23 protein-coding genes are annotated in these 21728 nt (G+C 65.6%); 12 read left to right on the top strand and 11 right to left on the bottom strand.

The window, feature by feature from the left end; all coding sequences use genetic code 11:
- The first annotated feature begins 59 nt into the window (after positions 1-59).
- Both CFB39_RS17925 and CFB39_RS17915 read left to right on the top strand, forming a co-directional pair.
- Positions 60-281 (top strand): hypothetical protein, encoded by a 222-nt coding sequence (locus tag CFB39_RS17925; protein WP_179257689.1) that lies wholly within the window; start codon positions 60-62, stop codon positions 279-281.
- A 331-nt stretch (positions 282-612) separates the two neighbouring features.
- Positions 613-1065 carry a glycine zipper domain-containing protein gene (locus tag CFB39_RS17915; protein ID WP_089473834.1) on the top strand — a complete coding sequence of 151 codons (453 nt, stop codon included), beginning with the start codon at positions 613-615 and terminating at the stop codon, positions 1063-1065.
- A 1402-nt stretch (positions 1066-2467) separates the two neighbouring features.
- Here CFB39_RS17915 and CFB39_RS17905 read toward each other — a convergent pair.
- Positions 2468-3592 (bottom strand): porin, encoded by a 1125-nt coding sequence (locus CFB39_RS17905; RefSeq protein WP_089431932.1) that lies wholly within the window; start codon positions 3590-3592, stop codon positions 2468-2470.
- A gap of 590 nt (positions 3593-4182) precedes the next feature.
- On the opposite strand from CFB39_RS17905, the gene CFB39_RS17900 reads away from it, so the two are divergent.
- Both CFB39_RS17900 and CFB39_RS17895 read left to right on the top strand, forming a co-directional pair.
- Complete coding sequence (locus tag CFB39_RS17900) at positions 4183-4797, top strand: LysE family translocator (RefSeq protein ID WP_089473832.1); 615 nt, start codon at positions 4183-4185, stop codon at positions 4795-4797.
- 110 nt (positions 4798-4907) lie between these two features.
- Positions 4908-5156, top strand: coding sequence for a hypothetical protein (locus tag CFB39_RS17895; protein WP_046548863.1), 249 nt, complete (start codon positions 4908-4910; stop codon positions 5154-5156).
- 60 nt (positions 5157-5216) lie between these two features.
- Here the strand turns inward: CFB39_RS17895 and CFB39_RS17890 are convergent, their stop codons facing one another.
- The 7 genes from CFB39_RS17890 to pobA all read right to left on the bottom strand — a co-directional run bounded on the left by CFB39_RS17890 (position 5217) and on the right by pobA (position 12204).
- On the bottom strand, positions 5217-6575 hold the full coding sequence (locus CFB39_RS17890; RefSeq protein WP_089428669.1) for an MFS transporter: 1359 nt from the start codon (positions 6573-6575) through the stop codon (positions 5217-5219).
- A 226-nt stretch (positions 6576-6801) separates the two neighbouring features.
- A complete protein-coding gene (gene pcaC, locus CFB39_RS17885; protein ID WP_034206288.1) occupies positions 6802-7188 on the bottom strand; it encodes a 4-carboxymuconolactone decarboxylase in 387 nt (128 codons plus the stop codon).
- A 10-nt stretch (positions 7189-7198) separates the two neighbouring features.
- On the bottom strand, positions 7199-7984 hold the full coding sequence (gene pcaD / locus CFB39_RS17880; RefSeq protein ID WP_039344475.1) for a 3-oxoadipate enol-lactonase: 786 nt from the start codon (positions 7982-7984) through the stop codon (positions 7199-7201).
- Positions 7984-9357, bottom strand: a complete 1374-nt coding sequence (locus CFB39_RS17875) for a 3-carboxy-cis,cis-muconate cycloisomerase (protein WP_089473831.1) — start codon at positions 9355-9357, stop codon at positions 7984-7986. The genes pcaD and CFB39_RS17875 overlap by 1 nt, the downstream gene beginning before the upstream one ends.
- Before the next feature lie 88 nt (positions 9358-9445).
- Positions 9446-10102: a CoA transferase subunit B gene (locus tag CFB39_RS17870; RefSeq protein ID WP_089431929.1), complete on the bottom strand. Its 657-nt coding sequence runs from the start codon at positions 10100-10102 to the stop codon at positions 9446-9448.
- 10 nt (positions 10103-10112) lie between these two features.
- A complete protein-coding gene (locus tag CFB39_RS17865; protein WP_069250401.1) occupies positions 10113-10829 on the bottom strand; it encodes a 3-oxoacid CoA-transferase subunit A in 717 nt (238 codons plus the stop codon).
- 142 nt (positions 10830-10971) lie between these two features.
- Positions 10972-12204 (bottom strand): 4-hydroxybenzoate 3-monooxygenase, encoded by a 1233-nt coding sequence (pobA, locus tag CFB39_RS17860; protein ID WP_069250400.1) that lies wholly within the window; start codon positions 12202-12204, stop codon positions 10972-10974.
- Positions 12205-12320: 116 nt separating this feature from the next.
- On the opposite strand from pobA, the gene CFB39_RS17855 reads away from it, so the two are divergent.
- The 3 genes from CFB39_RS17855 to CFB39_RS17845 all read left to right on the top strand — a co-directional run bounded on the left by CFB39_RS17855 (position 12321) and on the right by CFB39_RS17845 (position 14780).
- Positions 12321-13247 (top strand): LysR family transcriptional regulator, encoded by a 927-nt coding sequence (locus tag CFB39_RS17855; protein ID WP_069250399.1) that lies wholly within the window; start codon positions 12321-12323, stop codon positions 13245-13247.
- A gap of 97 nt (positions 13248-13344) precedes the next feature.
- On the top strand, positions 13345-13977 hold the full coding sequence (gene folE, locus CFB39_RS17850) for a GTP cyclohydrolase I FolE (RefSeq protein ID WP_089428673.1): 633 nt from the start codon (positions 13345-13347) through the stop codon (positions 13975-13977).
- Positions 13977-14780, top strand: coding sequence for an SDR family oxidoreductase (locus CFB39_RS17845; protein ID WP_089473830.1), 804 nt, complete (start codon positions 13977-13979; stop codon positions 14778-14780). The genes folE and CFB39_RS17845 overlap by 1 nt, the downstream gene beginning before the upstream one ends.
- A gap of 45 nt (positions 14781-14825) precedes the next feature.
- On the opposite strand, the gene epsC is transcribed toward CFB39_RS17845, so the two are convergent.
- Positions 14826-15746 (bottom strand): serine O-acetyltransferase EpsC, encoded by a 921-nt coding sequence (epsC, locus tag CFB39_RS17840; protein WP_046548857.1) that lies wholly within the window; start codon positions 15744-15746, stop codon positions 14826-14828.
- Positions 15747-15883: 137 nt separating this feature from the next.
- The gene (locus CFB39_RS17835; RefSeq protein WP_011356723.1) at positions 15884-16117 is read right to left on the bottom strand and encodes a hypothetical protein; all 234 of its coding nucleotides are present in this window, start codon (positions 16115-16117) and stop codon (positions 15884-15886) included.
- A 278-nt stretch (positions 16118-16395) separates the two neighbouring features.
- Between CFB39_RS17835 and CFB39_RS17830 the strand changes: the two genes are divergently transcribed.
- From CFB39_RS17830 to fnr, 3 genes are all read left to right on the top strand, one after another.
- Positions 16396-16806, top strand: coding sequence for a DUF3005 domain-containing protein (locus CFB39_RS17830; protein WP_089473829.1), 411 nt, complete (start codon positions 16396-16398; stop codon positions 16804-16806).
- A gap of 594 nt (positions 16807-17400) precedes the next feature.
- On the top strand, positions 17401-17868 hold the full coding sequence (locus CFB39_RS17825) for a universal stress protein (RefSeq protein ID WP_089473828.1): 468 nt from the start codon (positions 17401-17403) through the stop codon (positions 17866-17868).
- Positions 17869-17971: 103 nt separating this feature from the next.
- Positions 17972-18718 carry a fumarate/nitrate reduction transcriptional regulator Fnr gene (gene fnr, locus CFB39_RS17820; RefSeq protein WP_085038217.1) on the top strand — a complete coding sequence of 249 codons (747 nt, stop codon included), beginning with the start codon at positions 17972-17974 and terminating at the stop codon, positions 18716-18718.
- Positions 18719-18769: 51 nt separating this feature from the next.
- On the opposite strand, the gene CFB39_RS17815 is transcribed toward fnr, so the two are convergent.
- A complete protein-coding gene (locus tag CFB39_RS17815; RefSeq protein ID WP_089473827.1) occupies positions 18770-19663 on the bottom strand; it encodes a LysR family transcriptional regulator ArgP in 894 nt (297 codons plus the stop codon).
- 110 nt (positions 19664-19773) lie between these two features.
- Here CFB39_RS17815 and CFB39_RS17810 point away from each other — a divergent pair, with 110 nt between their 5' ends.
- Both CFB39_RS17810 and CFB39_RS17805 read left to right on the top strand, forming a co-directional pair.
- Positions 19774-20394: a LysE/ArgO family amino acid transporter gene (locus CFB39_RS17810; protein WP_089473826.1), complete on the top strand. Its 621-nt coding sequence runs from the start codon at positions 19774-19776 to the stop codon at positions 20392-20394.
- Positions 20395-20778: 384 nt separating this feature from the next.
- Complete coding sequence (locus CFB39_RS17805; RefSeq protein WP_089473825.1) at positions 20779-21726, top strand: aldo/keto reductase; 948 nt, start codon at positions 20779-20781, stop codon at positions 21724-21726.
- Positions 21727-21728: the final 2 nt, after the last annotated feature.

The following is a 21728-nucleotide window of genomic DNA, read 5'->3' as shown; positions in this document are numbered from 1 at the left end:
ATCGGAAACCCGTCTCCAACGCTGTCCCATCCGGACGACACCCGTCGAAAATCAGCTGCATGACCGCAATGGACCCCGATATTCAGAACATGCTCCGCCGCTATCGCGAACGAGAGATCGACCTGCATCAGTTGCGCGTGTGGCTCGACGGAGAAAGAACGCGTGTGGACGCACACATTCCCCACGGTGAATGGCTGAAACCGAGTCGAGGCAGTGAAGCGCAAAGCAACGGTCCGATCGCGCATCTGCTTCCGGCGTGCAATCTGGGCGCTTTCCAATGACGAGCGCACCCGCGGCCTCGCGCTGCTGTGCTGCTCGAAGGCCCGGTGCGATCTCGAAATCGACGTGCGTGAAATCTCCGGCGTCCCGCGAGAGCCTGGCGTCGATGGACGTCTTTGTGCGGTTTGATGGAGAAACAATGGAGTCGGAATAAAAAAAGTAGCGATGCCGAAGGGGCTTTCCAGGTGCACACAATCTGTTACGACAATGGCGACCCTTCTTTTGATCGGAGTGCTATCTTTCGCCGGCCTTTCGTTGAAATGACTCGTTGAAACGAATCGGCAGCAACGCAAGAAACAGGACTTCAGATTGAGCACAAGGAAGAGCATTCGCATGTTGAAGAAGATCGCCTCCGCATTCATCGTCACCGCGGCCGCGGTGATTTCACTGCCGGCCGTGGCAGACAACTGGGACAACGCGCTCGGCGGTGCGCTGGGCGGTGTCGCCGGCGCAACCGTCGGCGACGCACTGGGCGGCCGCACCGGCGCGGTGGTGGGTGGCGCCATCGGCGGTGGCGCCGGCGGCGCGATCGCGGCGAACCGCGACGAGCGCGACGGCGCAATCATTGGCGGCGCACTCGGCGGCGGCGCGGGCACCGCGGCCGGCCATGCGATGGGCGGCCGCAACGGCGGGCTCCTCGGCGCGGCGCTCGGCGGTGGCGGCGGCGCGGCGTTGGGGGGCAACCTCAGCCGCAACGCACGGGAGCGCGACGACGCACGGGACCGCGACAACATGCGCAGGATGCGTCGCAACAAGCATCGCTACGACGACGCGTACTACGACTAAAGCGCTTACCGAACCGTTCATTGACGCGTGGCGAACGCGCATGCGATGAATTGAAATGCGCGTTCCGCCTGTCACGTCACACGGTGCAATTTCGCTGTCGGCGCGCCCACCGAGTTCGCGCGGACCGCATCATCATTCATGTCGTGTCTTGCACGGGGGAGATGAGCATTGTGCAAGGGAACCGTCTGGTCGACGTGGCCGCACTTCGCGGTAGCGGTGGGCTGTGCGGGATCTGTACTATTGCCAGATACGCATGTCCTGAAGCTTTAAGGCCGGTATCGCGCTCAATTGTCTCTACGGCGAGTGCGGTTAGTAATCGCACATTGCGGGCACCATGTTCCCGCACTGATATTGATCGGCCGAGACTCCCAGACGTGGCCGCGATGGCATTGCCAAGTCAATTTGGTCCGCCGCCCCTGATACTCCGTCGACAAACACAGTCCACCACGAGCGGTTGCAAGCGCTCGCATGTCATCAATTGTCTGACGCAATTTGAGGCCCGCACATTGCCGACACCAGTGTCCGAGCCAAATTCGGCTCGCTATCGCCATCCATTCATGGCCCACCGCGCAACGAAAAGGATATTTTTCGGCTGAACCTACATAGGCATCTGCCAAACAAACGCCTCCCTTTTCCCGGGCGGCCGCCTGCAGACGTGCCAAGCCATTGGGATCAACCTGCCTGGAGGACGTTAATTTTGCGCAACGACCACACCAGGTTCCCCGGAAGATATCGTTTGCCCTCGCCTCCCAACGATGCCCCTTTGCACATTCGAATCGATATAGACGACTCTCGATCGTATAGTGAGCCGAAAGACATTTCCCGTCTCTCTCTTGTGCTTTAGCGTGAAGCCGGGCCAAACCATCCGCACAGCAGCTTCTCCGCGTCGCGTCACCATGCGCGCAGCTCGGACACCAACGCCCCTCACTGATCTTCCTTCCCTCCACGCTCCACTCGTGCCCCGCTGCGCAACGAATTTGGTAACGCGCGAATAATCCAATGAATGGGCCATTCAGAAGCGTCCCTCCTCGCTCTGCCAATTTCGCCAACCATCTATCACGAATATCTTCCTGCTGACAGGATATGCAGACCGGTGTACCGCCATTTCGATAGAGCAGGGTCAATGCCACGCGCTCGAAAACGTGCCCACGAGCGCAAGCGAACGGATGACGTGAATTGACACCCAGCCACTCGCTCGCCAAACATTGCCAACCATATTGGGCAACGCACTGTCGCAACCTCTCAAGCATGCTCCCTCACTCCGCCGTCACATTCCCGCCAAAATCGAAATCGACAATTCTCCATCGCTTCGCAATACTGATGATTTTCCAGAATCCAGTTCAGACATCAAAAAAAAGCGCCCGAAGGCGCTTTTTCGGAACTGACTAGCCAGCCGTCACGCTTAGAAGCGGTGACGCAGGCCAACCGTTGCGGCGGTTTGGCTGACCTTCGAGCTCGGGAACGCGTTGATGTCGCCGTTGTAGATCGATGCGCCCAAACCGGCACCCTTCGTACCACGCTGGTACACCGCCTGAGCGTAGACGTCCGTACGCTTCGACAGGAAGTAATCAGCTTGCACGCCGAACTGATTCCAGTGCGTGCTGTTGCCGTTCTGCTTCGCGTTCGTGTACGTATAGGCAGCGCCCAGGCCGAGAGCCGGCGTCAGGTTGTACTTCGCGTTGACTTCGTAGTTGTCCGCGCGCAGCGTACCCAGGCCGTTCGTCTGGTTGTCGAGACGCGATTGCGTCCATGCCGCGCCGACTTGAGCCGGACCGAATGCATAGGCTGCGGCAATACCATACGTCCGCGTGCGGCCCTGAATGCCGAATGCGTTGCCGCTCGTGTCGACGGACGGGTTCACCGCGCCCGACGTGGACAGGCCAGCGTTGTTCGCTTGCGAGTACGCCGCACCCAGCTTCAGGCCTTCAAACTGGTACGACACGCCAGCGCTGTATGCACGGTTGTTCGCAAAGTTCGTGCTGTTCGAGAACGAGTACGTGCCGCCGAATTGCAGGCCGGCATAGTTCACGCTCGTGTACTTGATCGTGTTGTTCAGCGCGACGTCGCCGTTCGTGCTCAGGCGGTCATTGTTCAGCGGGTGCGCGAAGTACGTGCCGCCCCACGAGCCCGTTGCCGTCAGCGGTGCCAGGTAGTCTTGCGTCGCGTCGTATTGCTTACCCAGCGTGACCGTGCCGTACTGGCTCGACAGGCCGACGAATGCCTGGCGGTTGAACATGCCGCCGTTGCCGTTCGCGAACTTGCCGTTACCGATATTGAAGCCGCTTTCCAACGTGAAGATCGCCTTCAGGCCACCACCGAGATCTTCCGAGCCACGCAGGCCGAAACGGCTCTGGTCAATGCCCGAACCCATCGAGAAGCGCGACTTGCCTTGGCCCGATGCGGTCTGGACGTTGCTTTGGTAGGTGATGCCTGCGTCCAGCACGCCGTACAGCGTCACGCTGCTTTGCGCGTGAGCGACGGTAGCGAACGATGCCGCAGCTGCTGCAACGATCAGGGTCTTGTTCATTCGTGGTGCTCCCTTCTAAAAAGAGGCAGGTCTCGCGACCTTGTTCATAAACGGTCTGCAACCGCCCGGGGACCTTGTTCTGTTGGTCATGCCCGGATAGATGCCCGTTTGGGAGTCGCGAGTGTAAGAGCGGTGAAAGCAACGAGCCCCACGAAGAAATAGAAATTGTGTATTTCTTTTTTCACAACAGCAAACTCATACAAATACGCAAGCCGATGTTTATTAAATGATTTTTTCGTGCCGCCGTGAATATTCACACGGTATCTTTGACGCGATTTTTCTTATACGACGGCCTTGACAGTAGCCAAAAAACTACGCCACACAATCTCAACAATTCTCGGGGGCACCGGGTCGCTTGGACGCGCCCGGCTTGATCGGCTTCATCCCGACGCACTCACTCGGCAACGGTTGATTCATGGTCTCGATAGTCCTGATCGCCTCGGCGGGATTGGGAACGCGAGCGAGTGCCCGCACTCCCATTCACCCCCATCCCCGTACCGGCATTCGTCAAACCAACTGTACCGGTACTGTACAGAAAACCGTCGCTAAACTGACCTCCATCCCAGTCCAGAACCGAAGGAGAATCCGCGATGGAATTCCTCACCCTCAGCGCGTTGCCCGCCGGCATGCTGTTCGCGCTCGTCACGTCGATCACGCCCGGCCCGAACAACACGATGCTGCTCGCCTCCGGCGTCAATTTCGGTTTCCGCCGCACCATGCCGCACCTGTTCGGCATCAGCATCGGCGTCGCGATCCTGATGCTCTGCGTCGGCTTCGGCCTCGGCGAAGCGTTCAAGCGCATGCCGCTGCTGTACACGATCCTCGAGGCCGCGAGCGTCGCGTACCTGCTGTACCTCGCGTGGCGCATCGGCACGTCGGGTGAAGTGAAGGCGCACGGCGGCAAGCCGCGCCCGATGACGTTCATCGAAGCCGCCGCGTTCCAGTGGATCAACCCGAAGGCCTGGATGATGGTGCTGACCGCCGCGACGACGGTCCGCCTGTCCGCCGACTACGGGATGAACGCCGCCTGGATGGCCGTCGTGTTCATCCTGATCGGTTTCCCGTGCATCTGCCTGTGGGCCGCTTTCGGCCTCGGCCTGCGCCGCTTCCTGTCAAACCCCCGCGCGCTGCGCATGTTCAACATGACGATGGCCGTGCTGCTGATCCTGTCGCTGTATCCGCTGATCGCGCACCTGCTGGCGTAGTGAGCGCTCACCGCGCACCCGTTGAGATTCACCCGATGCAGGCGTACCCTTTTGTTACGGGCGCGCGCAGCCGTTTCGCCGGTTGCGCCGCTGCTGCCGGGAGAGTGCCGATGAAGCCATTGCTGAGGGCGGGCGAACACATCGAGGGGATGCACTGGATCGCCGAGTATCACCCGCTCACGCACGAGATTCGCGTGCTGCGCGAGGACATCGAGATCGGTATCTACAGCGCGCCGCCGACGATGTTCGGTGAAGAGGAAGACATGGGCGCCGCGAACCTCGCCGATCATCGCGGCCGGGAGGCCGCGCTGCGCGCGTATCTGCGCAACTTCGTGCGGGAACACGACACGGAAGAATAGCCGGCGGCCCGCCGGCCGCCGTATCAGGGGGCCGGCGCATCGCACCGGCCCGCGCGTCGCTCAATGCCCGAGCGATTCGATCTTGCCTGCCGGCTGCGTCACGCCATGCGGCCGCGCCATCTGCTTGATCAGCAGCGCGACACATGCGAGCAAACCCGCGACGGCGATCGTCGCGAACACGCCCGCGAACGAGAAATGCCGGCGCGTCAGCTCGGCGACGAGGAACGATCCCGCAATCCCGCCGAAGCGGCCGACGCCGAGCATCCACGCGACACCCGTGCCGCGCCCTTCGGTCGGATAGAACGCGGCGGCGAGCGCCGGCATCGACGATTGCGCGGTATTCATCAGCACGCCGGCCACGAACACGACCAGCACGAGCAGCCCGACGTTGCCGGCCGCCTGCCCGATCGCGTAGACGCTCACCGCCGTCAGCGCGTAGCACACGGCAATCACACGGTTCGCGTTGAAGCGGTCCATCAGCACGCCGCACAGCACCGCGCCGACGCCGCCGAGCGGGAACAGCGCCGAGATCAGCGTCGCGCTCTTCGGCGTCAGGCCGGCATCCTTCAGCAGGATCGGCATCCAGTTGATCGACGCGTAGAAGATCACGAGCCCCATGAAGTACGCGAGCCACAGCATCACCGAGCCGACGATGTACGAGCGCGACAGCACGACGCCGAGGCCCTTGCTGCCGGTCTGCGGCGCGGCTTCGGTCAGCGCGAACGAGCCGGCGTTCAGCGCATCGCGCGAGATGCGCGCGAGCGTCGCGCGAACCTTGTCGACGGCGTGGTTGTTGGCGACCATGAAGCGCACCGATTCCGGCATCTTCAGCAGCAACAGCACGCCGAGCAGCAGCGGCGTCACGCCGCCGAGGATCAGTACGCTGCGCCAGCCGAAATGCGGGATCATCCATGCGGCGAGGAAGCCGCCAAACGCGGCGCCGAGCGGGAAGCCGCAAAACATCAGGTTGATCACGGTCGCACGGCGCTTGTCCGGGCAGAACTCGCCCATCATCGTGACCGCGTTCGGCATCGCCGCGCCGAGCCCGACGCCGGTGATGAAACGCAGGATCGTCAGGTGTCCGATCGTCGTCGAGAAAGCGGACATCAGGCATGCGACGCCGAACAGGAACACCGAGCCGAGCAGCAGCGAGCGGCGCCCGAGCTTGTCGGACAGCGGGCCCGACACGAGCGCGCCGCACGCGAGGCCGAACAGCGCGGCGCTCAGCACCGGTGCGAGATCAGGTTTGGTGAGGTTCCATTCTCCGAGCAGCGACGGCGCGATGAAGCCGATCGCAGCCGTATCGAAGCCGTCGAGCAGCACGATCACGAAACACATGAGGAATACGAGCCATTGAAAGCCGCCGAACGGCTGCTCGTTGATGAAGGTCTGGACATCGACCACGGGTGCGCGATTCATCGCTAGTCTCCTGTGTCGATCCAAGTTAGCGCTTTAGCGCTTACTTGGATCCCATGCAAAGCCAATATGTTTATAAGCGACGCGGCCTCGGAACCACGTCTCGCCTTTGTTCGCGCACCGGCCATCCGGTGCGCCGCGCGCCGATGCTCTGCCGGCACGTTCATTCATCGCCGAAGCCTGCGAACCATCCGCAGGCCTCGACTCAACATCGGACTACACCCGGTACTTAACCGGCCGCATCCTGCTCCTTGAAGATCTTGTCCGCGAGATGGAACGCGGAATTCGCAGCCGGCACGCCGCAATAGATCGCGGTCTGCAGCAGCACTTCCTTGATCTCGTCACGCGTCACGCCGTTGTTGCGCGCGGCGCGCAGGTGCAGCGCCAGTTCCTCGCCGCGGTTCAGCGCCACCATCATCGCGATGGTCAGCAGGCTGCGCGTATGGCGCGGCAGGCCGTCGCGCGTCCAGATCTCGCCCCACGCATAGCGCGTGATCAGGTTCTGGAACTCGTCGGTCACCTCCGTGCGGTTCTCGAGCGAACGGTCGACGTGCGCGTCGCCGAGCACCGCGCGACGCACCTTCATCCCTGCTTCATAACGTTCCTGGTCATCCATCGCCGGTGCCTCACGCAGTCAGGAAATCGAGCAGCGCGCGGTTGAAGCCGTCGGTGCACTCGATGTTCGAAATATGCGCGGCGTCGAATTCGACGTGCTGCGCACCCGGAATCGCGGCGGCCAGCGCGCGGCCCTGGTCGGGCGGCGTCGACATGTCCTTCGCGCCGGTCACGACGAGCACCGGCAGCGCGATGCCCTTCACCTCTTCGCGCAGGTCGGCTGCGTTCAGCGCGTCGCAGTTCGCCGCATAGCCGTCCTTGTCGGTATGCACGAAGGTGTCGCGGATCGCATCGAACAGGCGCGGCTCGCGTTCCACGAACGCGTCGGTGAACCAGCGCGGCAGCACGGCGTCGGCGAGCGCGGCCATCCCTTCGGCACGCGCCTTCTGCGCCCGCGGCGCCCATACTTCCGGCGAACCGATCTTCGCGGCGGTGTTCGACAGCACCGCGCGAACGATGCGCGACGGGAAGCGTGCGGCGAGCGCTGCACCCGTCAGGCCGCCCATCGAGATCCCGCAGAAATGCGCGCGGGCGATGCCGACGTGGTCGAGCAGGCCGATCACGTCGCCGGCGAGCTGCTCGATCGTGTACGAACCGGCCGGCGCGTCGGAATGGCCGTGGCCGCGCGTGTCGTAGCGCAGGATGTTGAAGTGCTGCGTGAGCGGGCGGATCTGCGGCGCCCACATCTGCAGGTCGGCGCCGAGCGAGTTCGAGAAGACGAGCCACGGCGCGTCGTCGCGCGCCGCACGGTCGATCCGGTAATGCAGTTTCACGCCGTTGACAGTGGCGAAAGGCATCAATGTTCTCCTGGTGATTGCGCGCCCGCATGCAGCGCGAGCACGGCGTCGACGTAGGCCTGCGCCTCGCCGACGTAATGAGCGGGATCGAGCAGCCGCGCGAGCGCGTCGCGCGACAGGTGGGCCGACACGGTCGCATCGGCGGCGAGCACGTCGAACAGCGTCGCGCCCGTGCGCACGGCTTCCTTCGACGCATGTTCGACGACGTGATGCGCGTCGAGCCGGCCGATCTTGTCGCCGAGCGCGAGCATCACCGCTTCGCCGAGAATCAGCCCGCGCGTCAGGTCGAGGTTCGCGGCCAGGCGTTCGGTGTTCACGTCGAGGCCCGCGACGATCTGCGCGATCTGCGCCAGCGCGCCGCCGGTCAGGCGCGCGAGATCGGGTAAGGCATCCCATTCGGCCTGCCAGCCGCCGAGCGCGCGCTCGTGCTCCTGCACCATCCCCGCGAACACCGTCGCGACGAGGTTCGGCGCACGCACGGCAGCCGTCAGCACCGCTGCGCAGCCGACCGGGTTGCGCTTGTGCGGCATCGTCGACGAGCCGCCCTTGCCGGCGGCGGCCGGCTCGCCGAGCTCGCCGACTTCGGTCTGCATCTGCAGCGACACGTCGCGCGCGATCTTGCCGAGCGTGCCCGTCAGCATCCCGAAGCAGGACGCGGCTTCCGCGATGCGGTCGCGCTGCGTGTGCCACGGCACGGCCGGCGCCGCGAGCTTCAGGTCGCCCGCCAGCGCGGCCGTGACGCCGGCCGCGTGCTCGCGCAGGCTCGCGAGCGTGCCGGCCGCGCCGCCGAACTGCAGCACGAGCGCACGTTCGCGCAATTCGGCGAAGCGCGCGCGATGGCGCAGCAGCGCATCGAGCCATTGCGCGAATTTCAGGCCGAGCGTGATCGGCAGCGCCTGCTGCAGCCACGTGCGGCCGATCATCGGCGTCGCGCGATGCGTGCGCGCGAGCGCCGCGAGCGATGCGCATGCTTCGTCGAGCATCGGTTCGAGCACGTCGAGCGTGTCGCGCAACTGCAGCACGGTGGCGGTATCGATGATGTCCTGGCTCGTCGCGCCCCAGTGCACGAACTTCGCGGCCTCGGGGTCGTCGGCCTTCACCTGCGCGGTGAGCTGCTTGACGAGCGGAATCGCGAGATTGCCGCCGAGCGCCGCGCCGTGCGCGAGCGCGTCGGCGTCGAGCCGGCTGGCCTCGCATGCGCGTTCGATCGGCGCGACCGCGGCGGCGGGAATCACCTGCTGCGCGGCGAGCGCACGCGCGAGCGCGGCCTCGACGTCGAGCATCCGCTGGATCGTCGCGCGGGGCGACCAGATCCGGTTGAGCGGCTCGGTGCCGCAGATGAGGGAGGTCAGGCGGGCGCTGTCTTCGAGCATGGCATCAGATTGGGGAAACGGCGTGCGCCTATTGTCCACCCAAGCGTGCCGGCCTGCGCGCAAGCGCACGCGCCGGCACGCTCGGGGTTCAGGCAGCGGCCTTTTGCGTCGCGTCGATCAGCGGCACGCCGGTCAGCTTCTGCAGTTCGTCGAACGACAGGTCGGTGAAGATCTCGCTCACGGCGAGGCCATCGGCCGTCACGTCGAGCACGGCGAGATCCGTATAGATGCGGCTCACGCATTGCACGCCGGTGACCGGATACGAGCATTGCGCGACGATCTTGCTCTCGCCCTGCTTCGTCAGGTGCTCCATCATCACGAACACCTGCTTCGCGCCGATCGCGAGGTCCATCGCGCCGCCGACCGCCGGAATCGCATCGGGCGCACCCGTATGCCAGTTCGCGAGGTCGCCGTTCGCCGACACCTGGAACGCGCCGAGCACGCAGTAGTCGAGGTGGCCGCCGCGCATCATCGCGAACGAATCCGCGTGGTGGAAATACGCGCCGCCGGTGAGCAGCGTCACGTGCTGCTTGCCGGCGTTGATCAGTTCGTCGTCTTCCTCGCCGGGCGCGGGCGCGGGGCCCATGCCGAGCAGCCCGTTCTCGCTGTGGAGGAAGATTTCCTTGCTCGGGTCGAGGTGGTTCGCCACCAGCGTCGGCACGCCGATGCCGAGGTTCACGTACGCGCCTTCGGGGATGTCCTGGGCGACGCGCTTGGCCATTTCATCGCGGGTCAGTCGTTTCATGTCGGTTTCCTCAGGCGGCTTGGGACGTGGCGTGTTCGGCGGCCAGCTCGGCCGCGTGCGCGGCCTGCGGCACCTCGACGACGCGCTGGACGAAAATGCCCGGCGTCACGATGTGTTCCGGGTTCAGCGCGCCGAGCGGCACGACTTCCGACACCTGCACGATCGCGACCTTCGCGGCGCTGGCCATGATCGGCCCGAAGTTGCGCGCCGTCTTGCGATAGACGAGATTGCCCCAGCGGTCGCCCTTGTACGCCTTCACGAGCGCGAAATCGGCGTGGATCGGCGTCTCGAACACATACGGCTTGCCGTCGATCACGCGCGTTTCCTTGCCTTCCGCGAGCTTGGTGCCGTAGCCGGTCGGCGTGAAGAAGCCGCCGATGCCGGCGCCCGCCGCGCGGATGCGCTCCGCGAGGTTGCCCTGCGGCACGAGTTCCAGCTCGATCTCGCCGGCGCGGTACAGCCCGTCGAATATCTGCGAGTCGCTCTGGCGCGGGAACGAACAGATGATCTTGCGCACCTGCTTCGCCTTCAGCAGCGCCGCGAGGCCCGTCTCGCCGTTACCCGCGTTGTTGTTAACGATCGTCAGGTCGCGCGCGCCCTGTTCGATCAGCGCGTCGATCAGCTCGGACGGCATGCCTGCCGTGCCGAAGCCGCCGATCATGATTGTCGCGCCGTCGTGGATGTCGGCCACCGCCGACTGAAGCGATTCGAAAATCTTGTTGACCATGTCTCTTCCTGATACGAACCCGCGGCTCGATGCGCGGCCTGTCGAGGGGACACGCGCGTGCCGCGTGCCGCGCCGGGGCCGATGTCGATCCCGGTTTTGTTCGCTATTCGAACCTAGATTCGATTAGCGAACGATGGGCCGATCATAGAGTCGCGCACAGCGCGTTGTCAAGGCGGGTTGCCTCGGGGGCCGCTGCGTCGTCGAACGGCAAGCCGACGTAGTTTTCGGCGAGCGCCTGCGCGGCGGCCCGCGAGCGCGTCACGTATTTCAGCTCGGCAAACTTCAGGCGATTGACGAACGGCGAGTCTTCCGGCGACGAATGCAGCATGTTCGTCATGAAGTACGAGAAGTGCTCGGCGCGCCACACGCGCTCGAGGCAGGTCGCGGAATACGTGTCGAGCAGCGTCGCGTCGCCGTTGCGGTAGCGCGCGCCGAGCGCGCGGGACAGCGCGCGGACGTCGGCCACCGCCAGGTTCATCCCCTTCGCGCCGGTCGGCGGCACGATGTGCGCCGCGTCACCGGCAAGGAACAGGCGCCCATGCTGCATCGTCTCGGACACGAAGCTGCGCATCGGCGTCACGCTCTTCTGCGTGATCCGGCCCTCGGTCGGCGTCCAGCCCGTGTCGTTCGAGAAACGCGTGTGCAATTCGTCCCAGATCCGCGTGTCCGACCATTCGGTGAGGTCTTCGTCGGGCTTGCATTGCAGGTACAGGCGCGTGACCGTCGGCGAGCGCATCGAGAACAGCGCGAAACCATTGTCGTGATGCGCGTAGACGAGCTCGTCGAGCGACGGTGCCGCGTCGGCGAGGATGCCGAGCCACGCGAACGGATAGACGCGCTCGAACGTGTTCAGCCGTTCGGCCGGAATCGTCTGGCGCGCGATGCCGTGGAAGCCGTCGCAGCCGGCGATGTAGTCGCAGTCGATGCGATCTTCGCGGCCGTCGGCATGCTTGAACGTGACGAACGGGTGCTCGCCCTCGACGTCGTGCAGTGCGACGTCGCTTACCTCGAAGTGCATCGCGTGCCCATGCTCGACACCGGCCGCGATCAGGTCGCGCACCACTTCGTGCTGGCTGTAGACGGTGATCGCGCGCCCGCCGGTCAGCTCGGAGAGGTCGATGCGGTGGCGCTGGCCCGAGAACAGCAGTTCGATACCGTGGTGTTCGAGCCCTTCGCGGCGCATCCGGTCGCCGAGGCCGGCTTCGTTCAGCGTGTCGACCGTGCCCTGCTCCAGCACGCCGGCGCGGATGCGGTTCTCGCAGTATTCGCGTGAACGCGCTTCGACGAGGATGGAATCGACGCCTTGCAGGCGCAGCAGATGGGAAAGCAGAAGGCCGGACGGGCCGGCGCCGATGATCGCGACTTGGGTGCGCATTGTTCGTCTCCAGAACTTTGGTTCGAGTAATGGAACCCATTTGAGCGCTTTCCCGACTATGCGGCAATGCGATTCAGGAGATATGTTGTATACGTTTTGACGATACTGGCCCGGCGATGGATGCGCTCGATCTGAACCTCATTCCTTACCTCGTCGCGCTCGACGACACGCGCAACGTGAGCCGCGCGGGCGACCTGCTCGGCGTCAGCCAGCCGCGCGTGAGCACGGCGCTCGGCCGCCTGCGCGAGTATTTCGGCGATCCGCTGTTCGTGCGCACGTCGCGCGGGATGGAGCCGACGCCGCGTGCGCTCGCGCTACTGCCGGCCGCCCGCGACGCGCTCGCGCAGATCGAGCGCGGCCTCGTCGCGCCGCACGACTTCGACCCGGCCGCGAGCACGCATACGTTCTCGATCGCGCTGTCGGACGTCGGCGAGATCGTGTTCCTGCCGAAGCTGCTGCAGGCGTTCGCGACGCGCGCGCCGCACGCGAACCTGCGCTCGGTCTCGCTCGCGCACGACGAGGTCGGGCGTGGGCTCGAAGCCGGTTCGATCGATCTCGCGGTGGGCTACTTCCCGGATCTCGACGGCAACAACTTCTTCCAGCAGCGCCTGTTCACGCACCGGTTCGTGTGCCTGATGCGGCGCGGCCATCCGTTCGAGCAGGCGCCGCCGTTCACGGTCGAGCAATTCCTCACGTGCGGGCACGCGGTGGTGCGCGCCGAAGGACGCAGCCAGGAAGTGCTCGAGAAATATCTCGCGAAGCAGCGCATGCAGCGCCGCGCGGTGCTCGAGACACCGCACTTCATGAGCCTGCCGTTCATCCTGAGCCGCACCGACCTGATCGCGACGGTGCCGCATGCGATCGGCTATGCGTACGCGGCCGAGCACGCGTTCATCGTGCCGGTCGAGCCGCCGCTGGCGCTGCCGCGCTTCGACCTGAAGCAGCACTGGCATCGCAAGTATCACAACGATCCGCGCACCGCGTGGCTGCGCGGCGTCGTCGCGTCGCTGTTCAACGACGAGCAGGACGAATGGCCGAAGTGAGTGCTCGGGCCCCAGGCCGCACACGCGCCCCGCGAAAGCATGAAACAATGCCCGGATCCCGCGCCGCCCCGGCGGCGGCATTCGATGGAGCAAATAGATGGCTAAAAAGAAGTCCGCGCGGCCAGAGCCGGCCGCATCCCGACCGAGCCGCGAAGAAGCGGAAGACGCGGTTCGCGTGCTGTTGCGCTGGGCCGGCGACGATCCCGCGCGCGAAGGCCTGATCGACACGCCCGCACGCGTCGTGCGCGCCTATGAGCAATTCTTCGCCGGCTATGCGGTGGAGCCGCGCGACATCCTCGCGCGCACGTTCAGCGAAGTCGACGGCTACGACGAAATGATCGTGCTGAAGGACATCCGCTTCGAGAGCTACTGCGAGCACCACATGGTGCCGATCATCGGCCGCGCGCACGTCGCGTATCTGCCGAACCACCGCGTGGTCGGCATCTCGAAGCTCGCGCGCCTCGTCGACGCGTTCGCGAAGCGCCTGCAGATCCAGGAAAAGATGACCGTGCAGATCGCCGACACGCTGTTCGACGTGCTGCAGCCGAAGGGCGTCGGCGTGATCCTCGAGGCCGCGCACCAGTGCATCTCGACGCGCGGCGTGCACAAGCCGGGCGTCGAGATGGTCACGTCGCGCATGCTCGGCTCATTCCGCACCGATCCGTCGACGCGGCGCGAATTCCTGTCGATCGTCGCGAATCCTTCTTCCGTGAATCTGACGAATACGTAATGGAGCAGACGAAGCAAGCGACGCACGCGCCCGTCGTGCTCGTGACCGGCGCCGCGCGCCGGGCCGGGCGCGCGTTCGCCGAGTATTTCGCCGCGCACGGCTATCGCACCGCGGTGCATTACGACCGTTCGGCCGATGCCGCGCAGGCGGCGGCCCGTGCGATCGCCGAGCGCGGACACGATTCGGTCGCGCTGCAGGCCGACCTGTCGGATGCCGCGCAGATCACCGCGCTGATCGACCAGGTGTATGCGCGCTTCGGGCGCCTCGACGTGCTCGTCAACAACGCGTCGGTGTTCTGGCAGGACCATTTCCCGAGCTTCGACCTCGCGGCATTCGACCAGGCGTGGGCCGTCAACTGCCGCGCGCCGATCCTGCTCACGCGCGCGTTCTACGAACGGGCCCGCGCGGCCGGTGCGCAGGGTGTCGTCGTGAATGTGGTCGACCAGAAGATCAAGGAAAACTTTCACCGCGACCATTTCAGCTATACGGTCGCGAAGGCCGCGCTCGGCAACCTCACGCAGATGCTCGCGCTGTCGTCCGCGCCGGTGCTGCGCGTGAATGCGGTGTTCCCCGGGCTGATGCTGCCGAGCGACGACCAGACGCAGGCCGACTTCGAGCACGCGAGCCGCGCATCGACGCCGCTCGCGCGTATCGCCGGCCCCGACGACGTCGCGAGCGCGATCCTGATGCTGACGGGCAACGCGTACAACGGCGTGGATTTCGTCGTCGATGCGGGGCAGAACCTGATCCGCGTCGACCAGGACGTGCTGTACAAGCACCGCGCGCCCGACCGCAAGCACTGACCGGTGCGCGCGTCGACGGCAGGCAGCCGTCGGCCGCGCGCCGCGTTACGGCTTGTCGGCGCTCCCGCCTTCTCGAACCTTGCCCTGCGCGACGCTCGTGCCGGGCGGCACGCTGTGCGTGAGCCACACGTTGCCGCCGATCACCGAGCCCCGCCCGATCGTCACACGGCCGAGAATCGTCGCGCCCGCGTAGATCACCACGTCGTCCTCGACGATCGGGTGCCGCGCATTGCCCTTGACCAGCGCGCCTTCGCCATCGGCCGGGAAGCTCTTCGCGCCGAGCGTGACGGCCTGGTACACGCGCACGCGCTCGCCGATGATCGCCGTCTCGCCGATCACGACGCCCGTGCCGTGGTCGATGAAGAAGCTCGGGCCGATCTGCGCGCCCGGGTGGATGTCGATGCCGGTCGCCGAGTGGGCAATTTCATTGATGAATCGCGCCAGCAGCGGCACGCCCAGCTGGTGCAGCGCATGCGCGAGCCGGTGATGCATCATCGCCAGCACGCCGGGGTAGCACAGCAGGATCTCGGTGATGTGCTGCGCGGCCGGATCGCCCGCATAGGCCGCCTGGATATCGCTGACGAGCAGCGCGCGGACCGCCGGCAACTGCCGGCCGAATTCGCGCGCAATTTCGAACGCGCGTTCGTCGAGCTCCGCGAACGGCGTATCGGCATGCTCGGGCAGGAACGGCAGCGCACGGCGGATCTGTTCGGACAGAATGCGCAGCGTGCTTTCGAGCGTGTGGCCGACGTAGAAGTCGACGCTTTCGTCGGTCAGATCCGGTGCGCCGTAGTGCGTCGGAAACATCGACGCGCGCAGGCCGGTCACAATCTTGCAGATTGCATCGCGCGACGGCAGTTCGCGAATGCCGCGCGGATGGCGCGTGCGATGGAGTTCCTCGCGCGACTCGCGCAAGCCGGCAACGATTTCTTCAAGGCCCCACTGACGGGCGGGTGATGTCGACATATGCCAATGCAGGCGGCCGCGCTCGGTCGCACGGCCGCTAATAAAGTGACGGGTTCCGCAAGATTACCGCGTTTTCCGTCCGGGAGCGGCACGCCGGGGATCGGCCGGACGGCCGATGGCACGGGATCGCGACGGCGTCAGATCGTGATGCTGCTCGCGTCGATCCATCGCACGGCCCAGTCGCGCGCGTGCGCGATCGCGTCGCCTTCGTCGTTGAACTGGAGCTCGATCGGGAAAAATCGGTTCGCAACGAGTTCCCCGTCGCTCGATCGGGAGATCACGACGTAGGGTTTGAACGAACCGTCACTGGCGCGCGCGGGCGCGCAGTTCAACAGATAACCGCGGTGCGTGAAGGCAGTAGTCGCTTGCATGAATCCGCCACCTCTAGTCCCTTGCTTTGTTGTTCACTACCCGTCTTTAAGGGTGCTGCGGCCCCCCGGCGCGGGCAGAGGCGGCGCGACTGAATCCCCTGTCGCCGCTTCGCAGGAAAAGAATCATACTCTGTAGAAAACGGGTCTTCTAGCTGAAATAAATCATGACAAATCAGTGCGCGTCGCGCGACCGCGGCGATCGCCCGCGCGCCTTTTCCCGTCATGCCCGGAACGGGATTTGCTTCGATCCGGAACGCTTCGCCGCGAGGAGAGCCGCGATGGAATCATCCGGTCAAACCGATCGTTCGCGTCCGCGCAGCATCGAGCTCGACAACGACGACACGCACGACAGCACGGTCGACACCGACGGCAAGAACCGCGAGGCGGCGCGCCTTGCCGGCGGCGGCCCGATCTCGCCCGACGAAATCACGCGCAGCAACGCGTCGCTCGTCAATGCGATGCCGGAAGCCGGCGACGGCTTCGCCGGTTTCGACAGCCGCCCCGGCGGCAATCATCCGGCGTTCGCGCTGCGTGCCGGCTACATGGTGATCGAGAAGGGCTTCGACGCGCCGCCGCCCCTGAGCGACGCGCTGTTCGGCCCCGTCCACCGGATGTACGGCAGCACGTACTGGCCCGGTCACCAGCGTCGGCCGGAGCGCGTCTTCGAGCTGACGCCCGTGCCGAGATAGCCGGCGCGGCGTTTGAATCGATCGTTCGTTTGCGAACCGGTATCGGCCAACTAGCCGATGGCTGGGATCGGCGTACGCCACTGCCGTGCGCCGATCGTGCACCGGACATCGCGCGATGCACGATGCACGAACGAATGATTCCGCGCAGCAGCGCGGGCGGCGTCATGCACACCGTGAATTGCACCGACGCACATGCGTTGATCGAGGTCATGTCGAAACGGCGCAGTTGCGATTGAATGGCGATGCGGGCGATGCATCCGCGTGATCGTCGTGCCGTGTCGATGCGATCGGCGTGCGCGGCAAGGCGTATGCGTGCGCCACACGCGACACCGATGCGCGCGCATGTCTTCCCGCCGACCATGCAGACAACACGGGCCACCACGTCGCACGACACGTGTCGCGTGTCGCGTGTCACAGCATACGTAGGTGCCTGGCCGTGCGCCGCGGAAACGGAAGCGGCGCCGCCGCGCGGCACGACCGGCACCTCACTGCAAAGTCCCTGCCGTTGGTTTACTCTGCCTCGCAGCATTGCGCATTGCCCAGCCCGATCGGCCATCCGGCCGACTTCGTTTCAACCCGCCACTCGGAGACACTATGTACAAGCGTATTCTGGTTGCCGTCGACGGCAGCGACACGTCCCGCCATGCGTTCGATGCCGCGCTGGCGCTCGCGAAATCGCACGGCGCCGAGCTGCAACCGTTCTACGTCGTCGAGAACGCCGCGATCTACTACAACGTGCCCGGCTACGATCCGTCCGTGCTGCGCGATCAGCTCGTCGCGCAGGGCAACGCACTCGCGAAGGATTTCACTGCGCTGATGCAGGCAGCGGGCGTAAAGGGCGAGACGAAGCTGGGCGAAGCGACGTCGCTCAACGACGTGTCGTCGCTGATCCTCGAGGGCGCGAAAGCGTTCGATGCCGATCTCATCGTACTCGGCACGCACGGCCGCCGCGGGTTCCGCCGTCTCGTGCTCGGCAGCATCGCCGAGCAGTGCGTGCGCCACGCGACGCTGCCCGTGCTGCTGATTCCGGCGGCCGCCAACGTCGACGAAACAGTTGCGTGAGCAGCGTTCGGCATGCGCGGGCAGTCGCGACGTTTTGTCACCCGACAGCGGCAAGTTGCGGTGGGACAATGATTCCGTCGATTCAACGCCGGAGTAAACGATCATGCTGACGCCCGTCGCCACACGTCCCGCCGCCACGCCTCATGCCGGCAGCTGGGCCCCTCGCCAGGCCGCGCACTGCTCGTCGTGCGCCATGCGGCACCTGTGCATGCCGCAGGGCCTGGCGCCCGAAGCGCTCAGTCGCCTCGAGTCGGTCATCTGCGCGGCGCGCCCCGTCAAGCGCGGCGAAGCGCTGTTCCGCGAAGGCGACGCATTCGACAACCTGTACGCCGTGCGCTCGGGCTCGTTGAAAACCGTCGCGACGCGCCACGACGGCCGCGAGCAGGTCACCGGCCTGCATCTCGCCGGCGAAGCGCTCGGCCTCGACGGCATCTGCGACGACACGCATCCGCGCACCGCGGTCGCGCTGGAAGACAGCTCGGTCTGCGTGATTCCGTACAGCGCGCTCAAGACGCTGTGCTCGGAAGCCGGTTCGATGCAGTTGCGCATGCACAAGCTGATGAGCGAACAGATCGTGCGCGAAACGTCGCAAACGATGCTGCTCGGTTCGCTGAATGCCGAAGAACGCGTTGCCGCTTTCCTGCTCGACGTCTCGTCGCGCTACCTGAAGCGCGGGTACTCGCCGTCGGAATTCAACCTGCGGATGACGCGCGAAGACATCGGCAGCTACCTCGGCATGACGCTCGAAACGGTCAGTCGCACGCTGTCGAAATTCCAGAAGCGCGGCCTGATCGAAATGCAGGGCCGCCACGTCCAGATCGTCGATTTCGACGGTTTGCATCACGTCTGATGTGATGCCGCACGGCGCGCACCTCTCGCGCCGCCTGCGTCACGCGATCGGTCAATCGAGAAACAGCGCGGCGCGCGCCTTCAGCGCCGCGCTGAAATCGTCGAGCCAGCCGATCGACAAACGCCAGCTCTGCCAGTAAAGGTCGATGTCGATCGTTCGCCCGCGCGACATGTCGACCAGTTCACCCGCCGCCAGTTGGCGGTCGACCATCCGGTCCGGACACATCCCCCATCCCAATCCCGTTTCGCACGCACGCAGGTAGCCCGCGACGTGCGGTATCCAGTGCTGCGGCGGATCGAGATCCGCGCGCGTCACGCGCCGGATGAAACGCGCCTGCAGCCCGTCCTTCGGATTGAACATCACGCACGGCGCGCGGCGCAGCGCATCGCGCGTGATGCCCGCGTTGAAGTAGCGCTCGTAAAACGCCGGCGAGCACACCGCGCGGTAGCGGATGCGCCCGAGCCGCTCCGACCGGCACCCCTGGATCGGCTCCGCCTGCGCGGTCACGGCGCCCTGCACGCTGCCGTCGCGAATGCGCGATGCGGTGTAGTCCTGGTCGTCGATCACGAGGTCGAGCAACGTTTCGCGCTCCGTGCAGAACGGCCCGACCGCGTCGATGAACCACGTCGCGACGCTGTCGTCGTTGACGGCCACGCGCAACGTCGGCCACGTGCTCGCGATCTGACCCGGCAATGCGGGCATCCGGCCGCCCAGCTCGGCCTCGAGCAGTTGCACGCGCTCGGTATGCCGGCACAGCAGCGCACCCGACGTCGTCGCGACACATGGCTGCCCGCGCTTGACGAGCACGCTGCCGACCCGCTCCTCCAGCAGTTTCACGCGCTGCGACACGGCCGACGCCGTGACGTTCAGCTCCTTGGCCGCCCGCTCGAACGAGCCGTGCCGGATCACGGCCGCGAGGGCATCGAGCAACGCGTAGTCGAGCATTAGATTTCCTTAATCAGCATTAGGTGATTTAGCTTCTCTTATTTTCAGGCTGACCGCAGACTAGCGCTACCCGATTCATTCGTCTACTGCTTCCACTGCTGTCACCCATCATGAACTGGCTCGCTTTTTCCCACGGCGCCGCGCTCTGCGGTTCACTTATCGTCACCATCGGCGCGCAGAACGCATTCGTGCTGCGGCAGGGCATCATGCGCTCGCACGTCGGCAAGATCGTGCTGCTGTGCGCGCTGTCCGACATGATCCTGATCGGCGCGGGCGTCGGCGGCGCGTCGGCGCTCGTCGAACGCTATCCGACCTTCGTCCACGCGGTGCTGTACGTCGGCCTCGCGTATCTCGCGTGGTTCGGCATCAATGCGCTGCGCCGCGCGTTCAAGCCCGGCCACGAAACGCTCGACGTGCGCGGCGACGCGGTCGCGCCGCCGCCGCAGAGCGGCCTCGCGATCGTGCTGATGACGCTCGCGTTCACGTGGCTCAACCCGCACGTGTATCTCGACACGTTCCTGCTGATCGGCACGGCCGGCGCACGCGAGCCGGAAGGCGCGCGGCTCGCGTTCGCGATCGGCGCGATGGCGGTCAGCGTCGTGTGGTTCCTCGGGCTCGGCTACGGTGCGCGGCTGCTGGCGCCGTGGTTCCGCAAGGCCATGGCGTGGCGCGTGCTGGATGGCGCAATCGGCAGCATGGTGCTGTTTCTCGCGGCGGTGCAGTTGCGCTGACCGGCTCACCGTCGCACGGGCGGCCGCCTACCGCCCGTCGTCCCGCCCGCTTCGGCGCAATGCCGGAGCATCCACGTTCCCGCCCTCCCGCCTGCTTCCGCCCACGCGCCGTTCCGCGTCAAGTCGCGCCAGCCGCGACAAAAATCGGTTCCTGATCGAACGCAGCCACACGAAGTACCCACGCAACGGACGGAGCGTCCGTCATCCGCGTCAGGCCGTCCGTCATCGCGACGGCGCGCCGCCTGCACGATTCGAAGCGATCGGCGAGAATGTCCGGCGTCCCGCGACAACGGCGTGACCGCACCACGTACCCGTCGTCTCGCCGCGATCGTCCCGGCCCATCCCGCAGTTCCATTCCGTCACCCGCAGATATCGGAGCAGAACATGGCACTACGCACCCTCGGCACGTCCAACATCCAGGTTTCGCCGCTCGCGTTCGGCGGCAACGTCTTCGGCTGGACCGTCGACGAGAACACGTCGTTTGCGCTGCTCGACGCGCTCGCCGACACCGGCATCAACTTCATCGACACGGCCGACGTCTACTCGGCGTGGGTCCCCGGCAACCACGGCGGCGAATCGGAAACGATCATCGGCAAGTGGCTCAAGCGCTCCGGCAAGCGCGAGCAGGTCGTGATCGCGACCAAGGTCGGCCTGCTGGGCGCGCGCGCGGGGTTGTCGAAAGACAACATCCTGAAGGCGGCAGACGACTCGCTGCGTCGCCTGCAGACCGACTACATCGACCTGTATTTCTCGCATCGCGACCTCGCCGATACGGCCCCGCTCGAAGAAACGCTCGGCGCCTATCAAACGCTGATCGACGCAGGCAAGGTGCGGATCATCGGCGCATCGAACTACTGCGGCGCACGGCTGCGCGAAGCTGCCGCGATCAGCGCGCGCGACGGGCTGCCCGCCTACCAGGTCATCCAGCCCGAATACAACCTGCTCGACCGCGCCGATTACGAACGCGATCTCGAACCGGTCGTGCGCGACCTGAAGCTCGGTGTCGTCAACTACTACGCGCTCGCGAGCGGCTTCCTGTCGGGGAAGTACCGCAGCGAGGCCGACCTGAAGAAGAGCGTGCGCGGCGATCGCGTCGCCGGGTATCTCAATGAACGCGGGCTGCGTATCCTCGCCGCGCTCGATGCGGTAGCCGAGAAGCACGGCACGCAGCCGGCCGCCATCGCGCTCGCCTGGCAGATCGCGCGGCCGACGATCACCGCGCCGATCGCCAGCGCGACGTCGCTGGCGCAGCTGGCATCGCTCGGCGAAGCGATCCGCGTTCAGCTCGATCAGGACGACATTCGCCGGATCGACGAAGCCAGCGCGGCCTGAAG

This window comes from Burkholderia sp. AU6039 (assembly GCF_002223365.1).
Lineage (GTDB): Bacteria > Pseudomonadota > Gammaproteobacteria > Burkholderiales > Burkholderiaceae > Burkholderia.
The sequence above is the reverse complement of the archived record's forward strand: the minus strand, read 5'-3'. Positions and strand labels throughout refer to the sequence as shown.

Coding starts and splice junctions, on each gene's coding strand:
- CFB39_RS17845 (WP_089473830.1), top strand. CDS start 13,977: ATGGAGCAGACGAAGCAAGCGACGCACGCGCCCGTCGTGCTCGTGACC.
- CFB39_RS17825 (WP_089473828.1), top strand. CDS start 17,401: ATGTACAAGCGTATTCTGGTTGCCGTCGACGGCAGCGACACGTCCCGC.
- pobA (WP_069250400.1), bottom strand. CDS start 12,204: ATGCGCACCCAAGTCGCGATCATCGGCGCCGGCCCGTCCGGCCTTCTG.
- folE (WP_089428673.1), top strand. CDS start 13,345: ATGGCTAAAAAGAAGTCCGCGCGGCCAGAGCCGGCCGCATCCCGACCG.
- CFB39_RS17900 (WP_089473832.1), top strand. CDS start 4,183: ATGGAATTCCTCACCCTCAGCGCGTTGCCCGCCGGCATGCTGTTCGCG.
- fnr (WP_085038217.1), top strand. CDS start 17,972: ATGCTGACGCCCGTCGCCACACGTCCCGCCGCCACGCCTCATGCCGGC.
- CFB39_RS17830 (WP_089473829.1), top strand. CDS start 16,396: ATGGAATCATCCGGTCAAACCGATCGTTCGCGTCCGCGCAGCATCGAG.
- CFB39_RS17895 (WP_046548863.1), top strand. CDS start 4,908: ATGAAGCCATTGCTGAGGGCGGGCGAACACATCGAGGGGATGCACTGG.
- CFB39_RS17805 (WP_089473825.1), top strand. CDS start 20,779: ATGGCACTACGCACCCTCGGCACGTCCAACATCCAGGTTTCGCCGCTC.
- CFB39_RS17835 (WP_011356723.1), bottom strand. CDS start 16,117: ATGCAAGCGACTACTGCCTTCACGCACCGCGGTTATCTGTTGAACTGC.
- CFB39_RS17915 (WP_089473834.1), top strand. CDS start 613: ATGTTGAAGAAGATCGCCTCCGCATTCATCGTCACCGCGGCCGCGGTG.
- CFB39_RS17855 (WP_069250399.1), top strand. CDS start 12,321: ATGGATGCGCTCGATCTGAACCTCATTCCTTACCTCGTCGCGCTCGAC.
- CFB39_RS17905 (WP_089431932.1), bottom strand. CDS start 3,592: ATGAACAAGACCCTGATCGTTGCAGCAGCTGCGGCATCGTTCGCTACC.
- pcaC (WP_034206288.1), bottom strand. CDS start 7,188: ATGGATGACCAGGAACGTTATGAAGCAGGGATGAAGGTGCGTCGCGCG.
- CFB39_RS17925 (WP_179257689.1), top strand. CDS start 60: ATGACCGCAATGGACCCCGATATTCAGAACATGCTCCGCCGCTATCGC.
- epsC (WP_046548857.1), bottom strand. CDS start 15,746: ATGTCGACATCACCCGCCCGTCAGTGGGGCCTTGAAGAAATCGTTGCC.
- CFB39_RS17810 (WP_089473826.1), top strand. CDS start 19,774: ATGAACTGGCTCGCTTTTTCCCACGGCGCCGCGCTCTGCGGTTCACTT.
- CFB39_RS17815 (WP_089473827.1), bottom strand. CDS start 19,663: ATGCTCGACTACGCGTTGCTCGATGCCCTCGCGGCCGTGATCCGGCAC.
- pcaD (WP_039344475.1), bottom strand. CDS start 7,984: ATGCCTTTCGCCACTGTCAACGGCGTGAAACTGCATTACCGGATCGAC.
- CFB39_RS17890 (WP_089428669.1), bottom strand. CDS start 6,575: ATGAATCGCGCACCCGTGGTCGATGTCCAGACCTTCATCAACGAGCAG.
- CFB39_RS17870 (WP_089431929.1), bottom strand. CDS start 10,102: ATGAAACGACTGACCCGCGATGAAATGGCCAAGCGCGTCGCCCAGGAC.
- CFB39_RS17875 (WP_089473831.1), bottom strand. CDS start 9,357: ATGCTCGAAGACAGCGCCCGCCTGACCTCCCTCATCTGCGGCACCGAG.
- CFB39_RS17865 (WP_069250401.1), bottom strand. CDS start 10,829: ATGGTCAACAAGATTTTCGAATCGCTTCAGTCGGCGGTGGCCGACATC.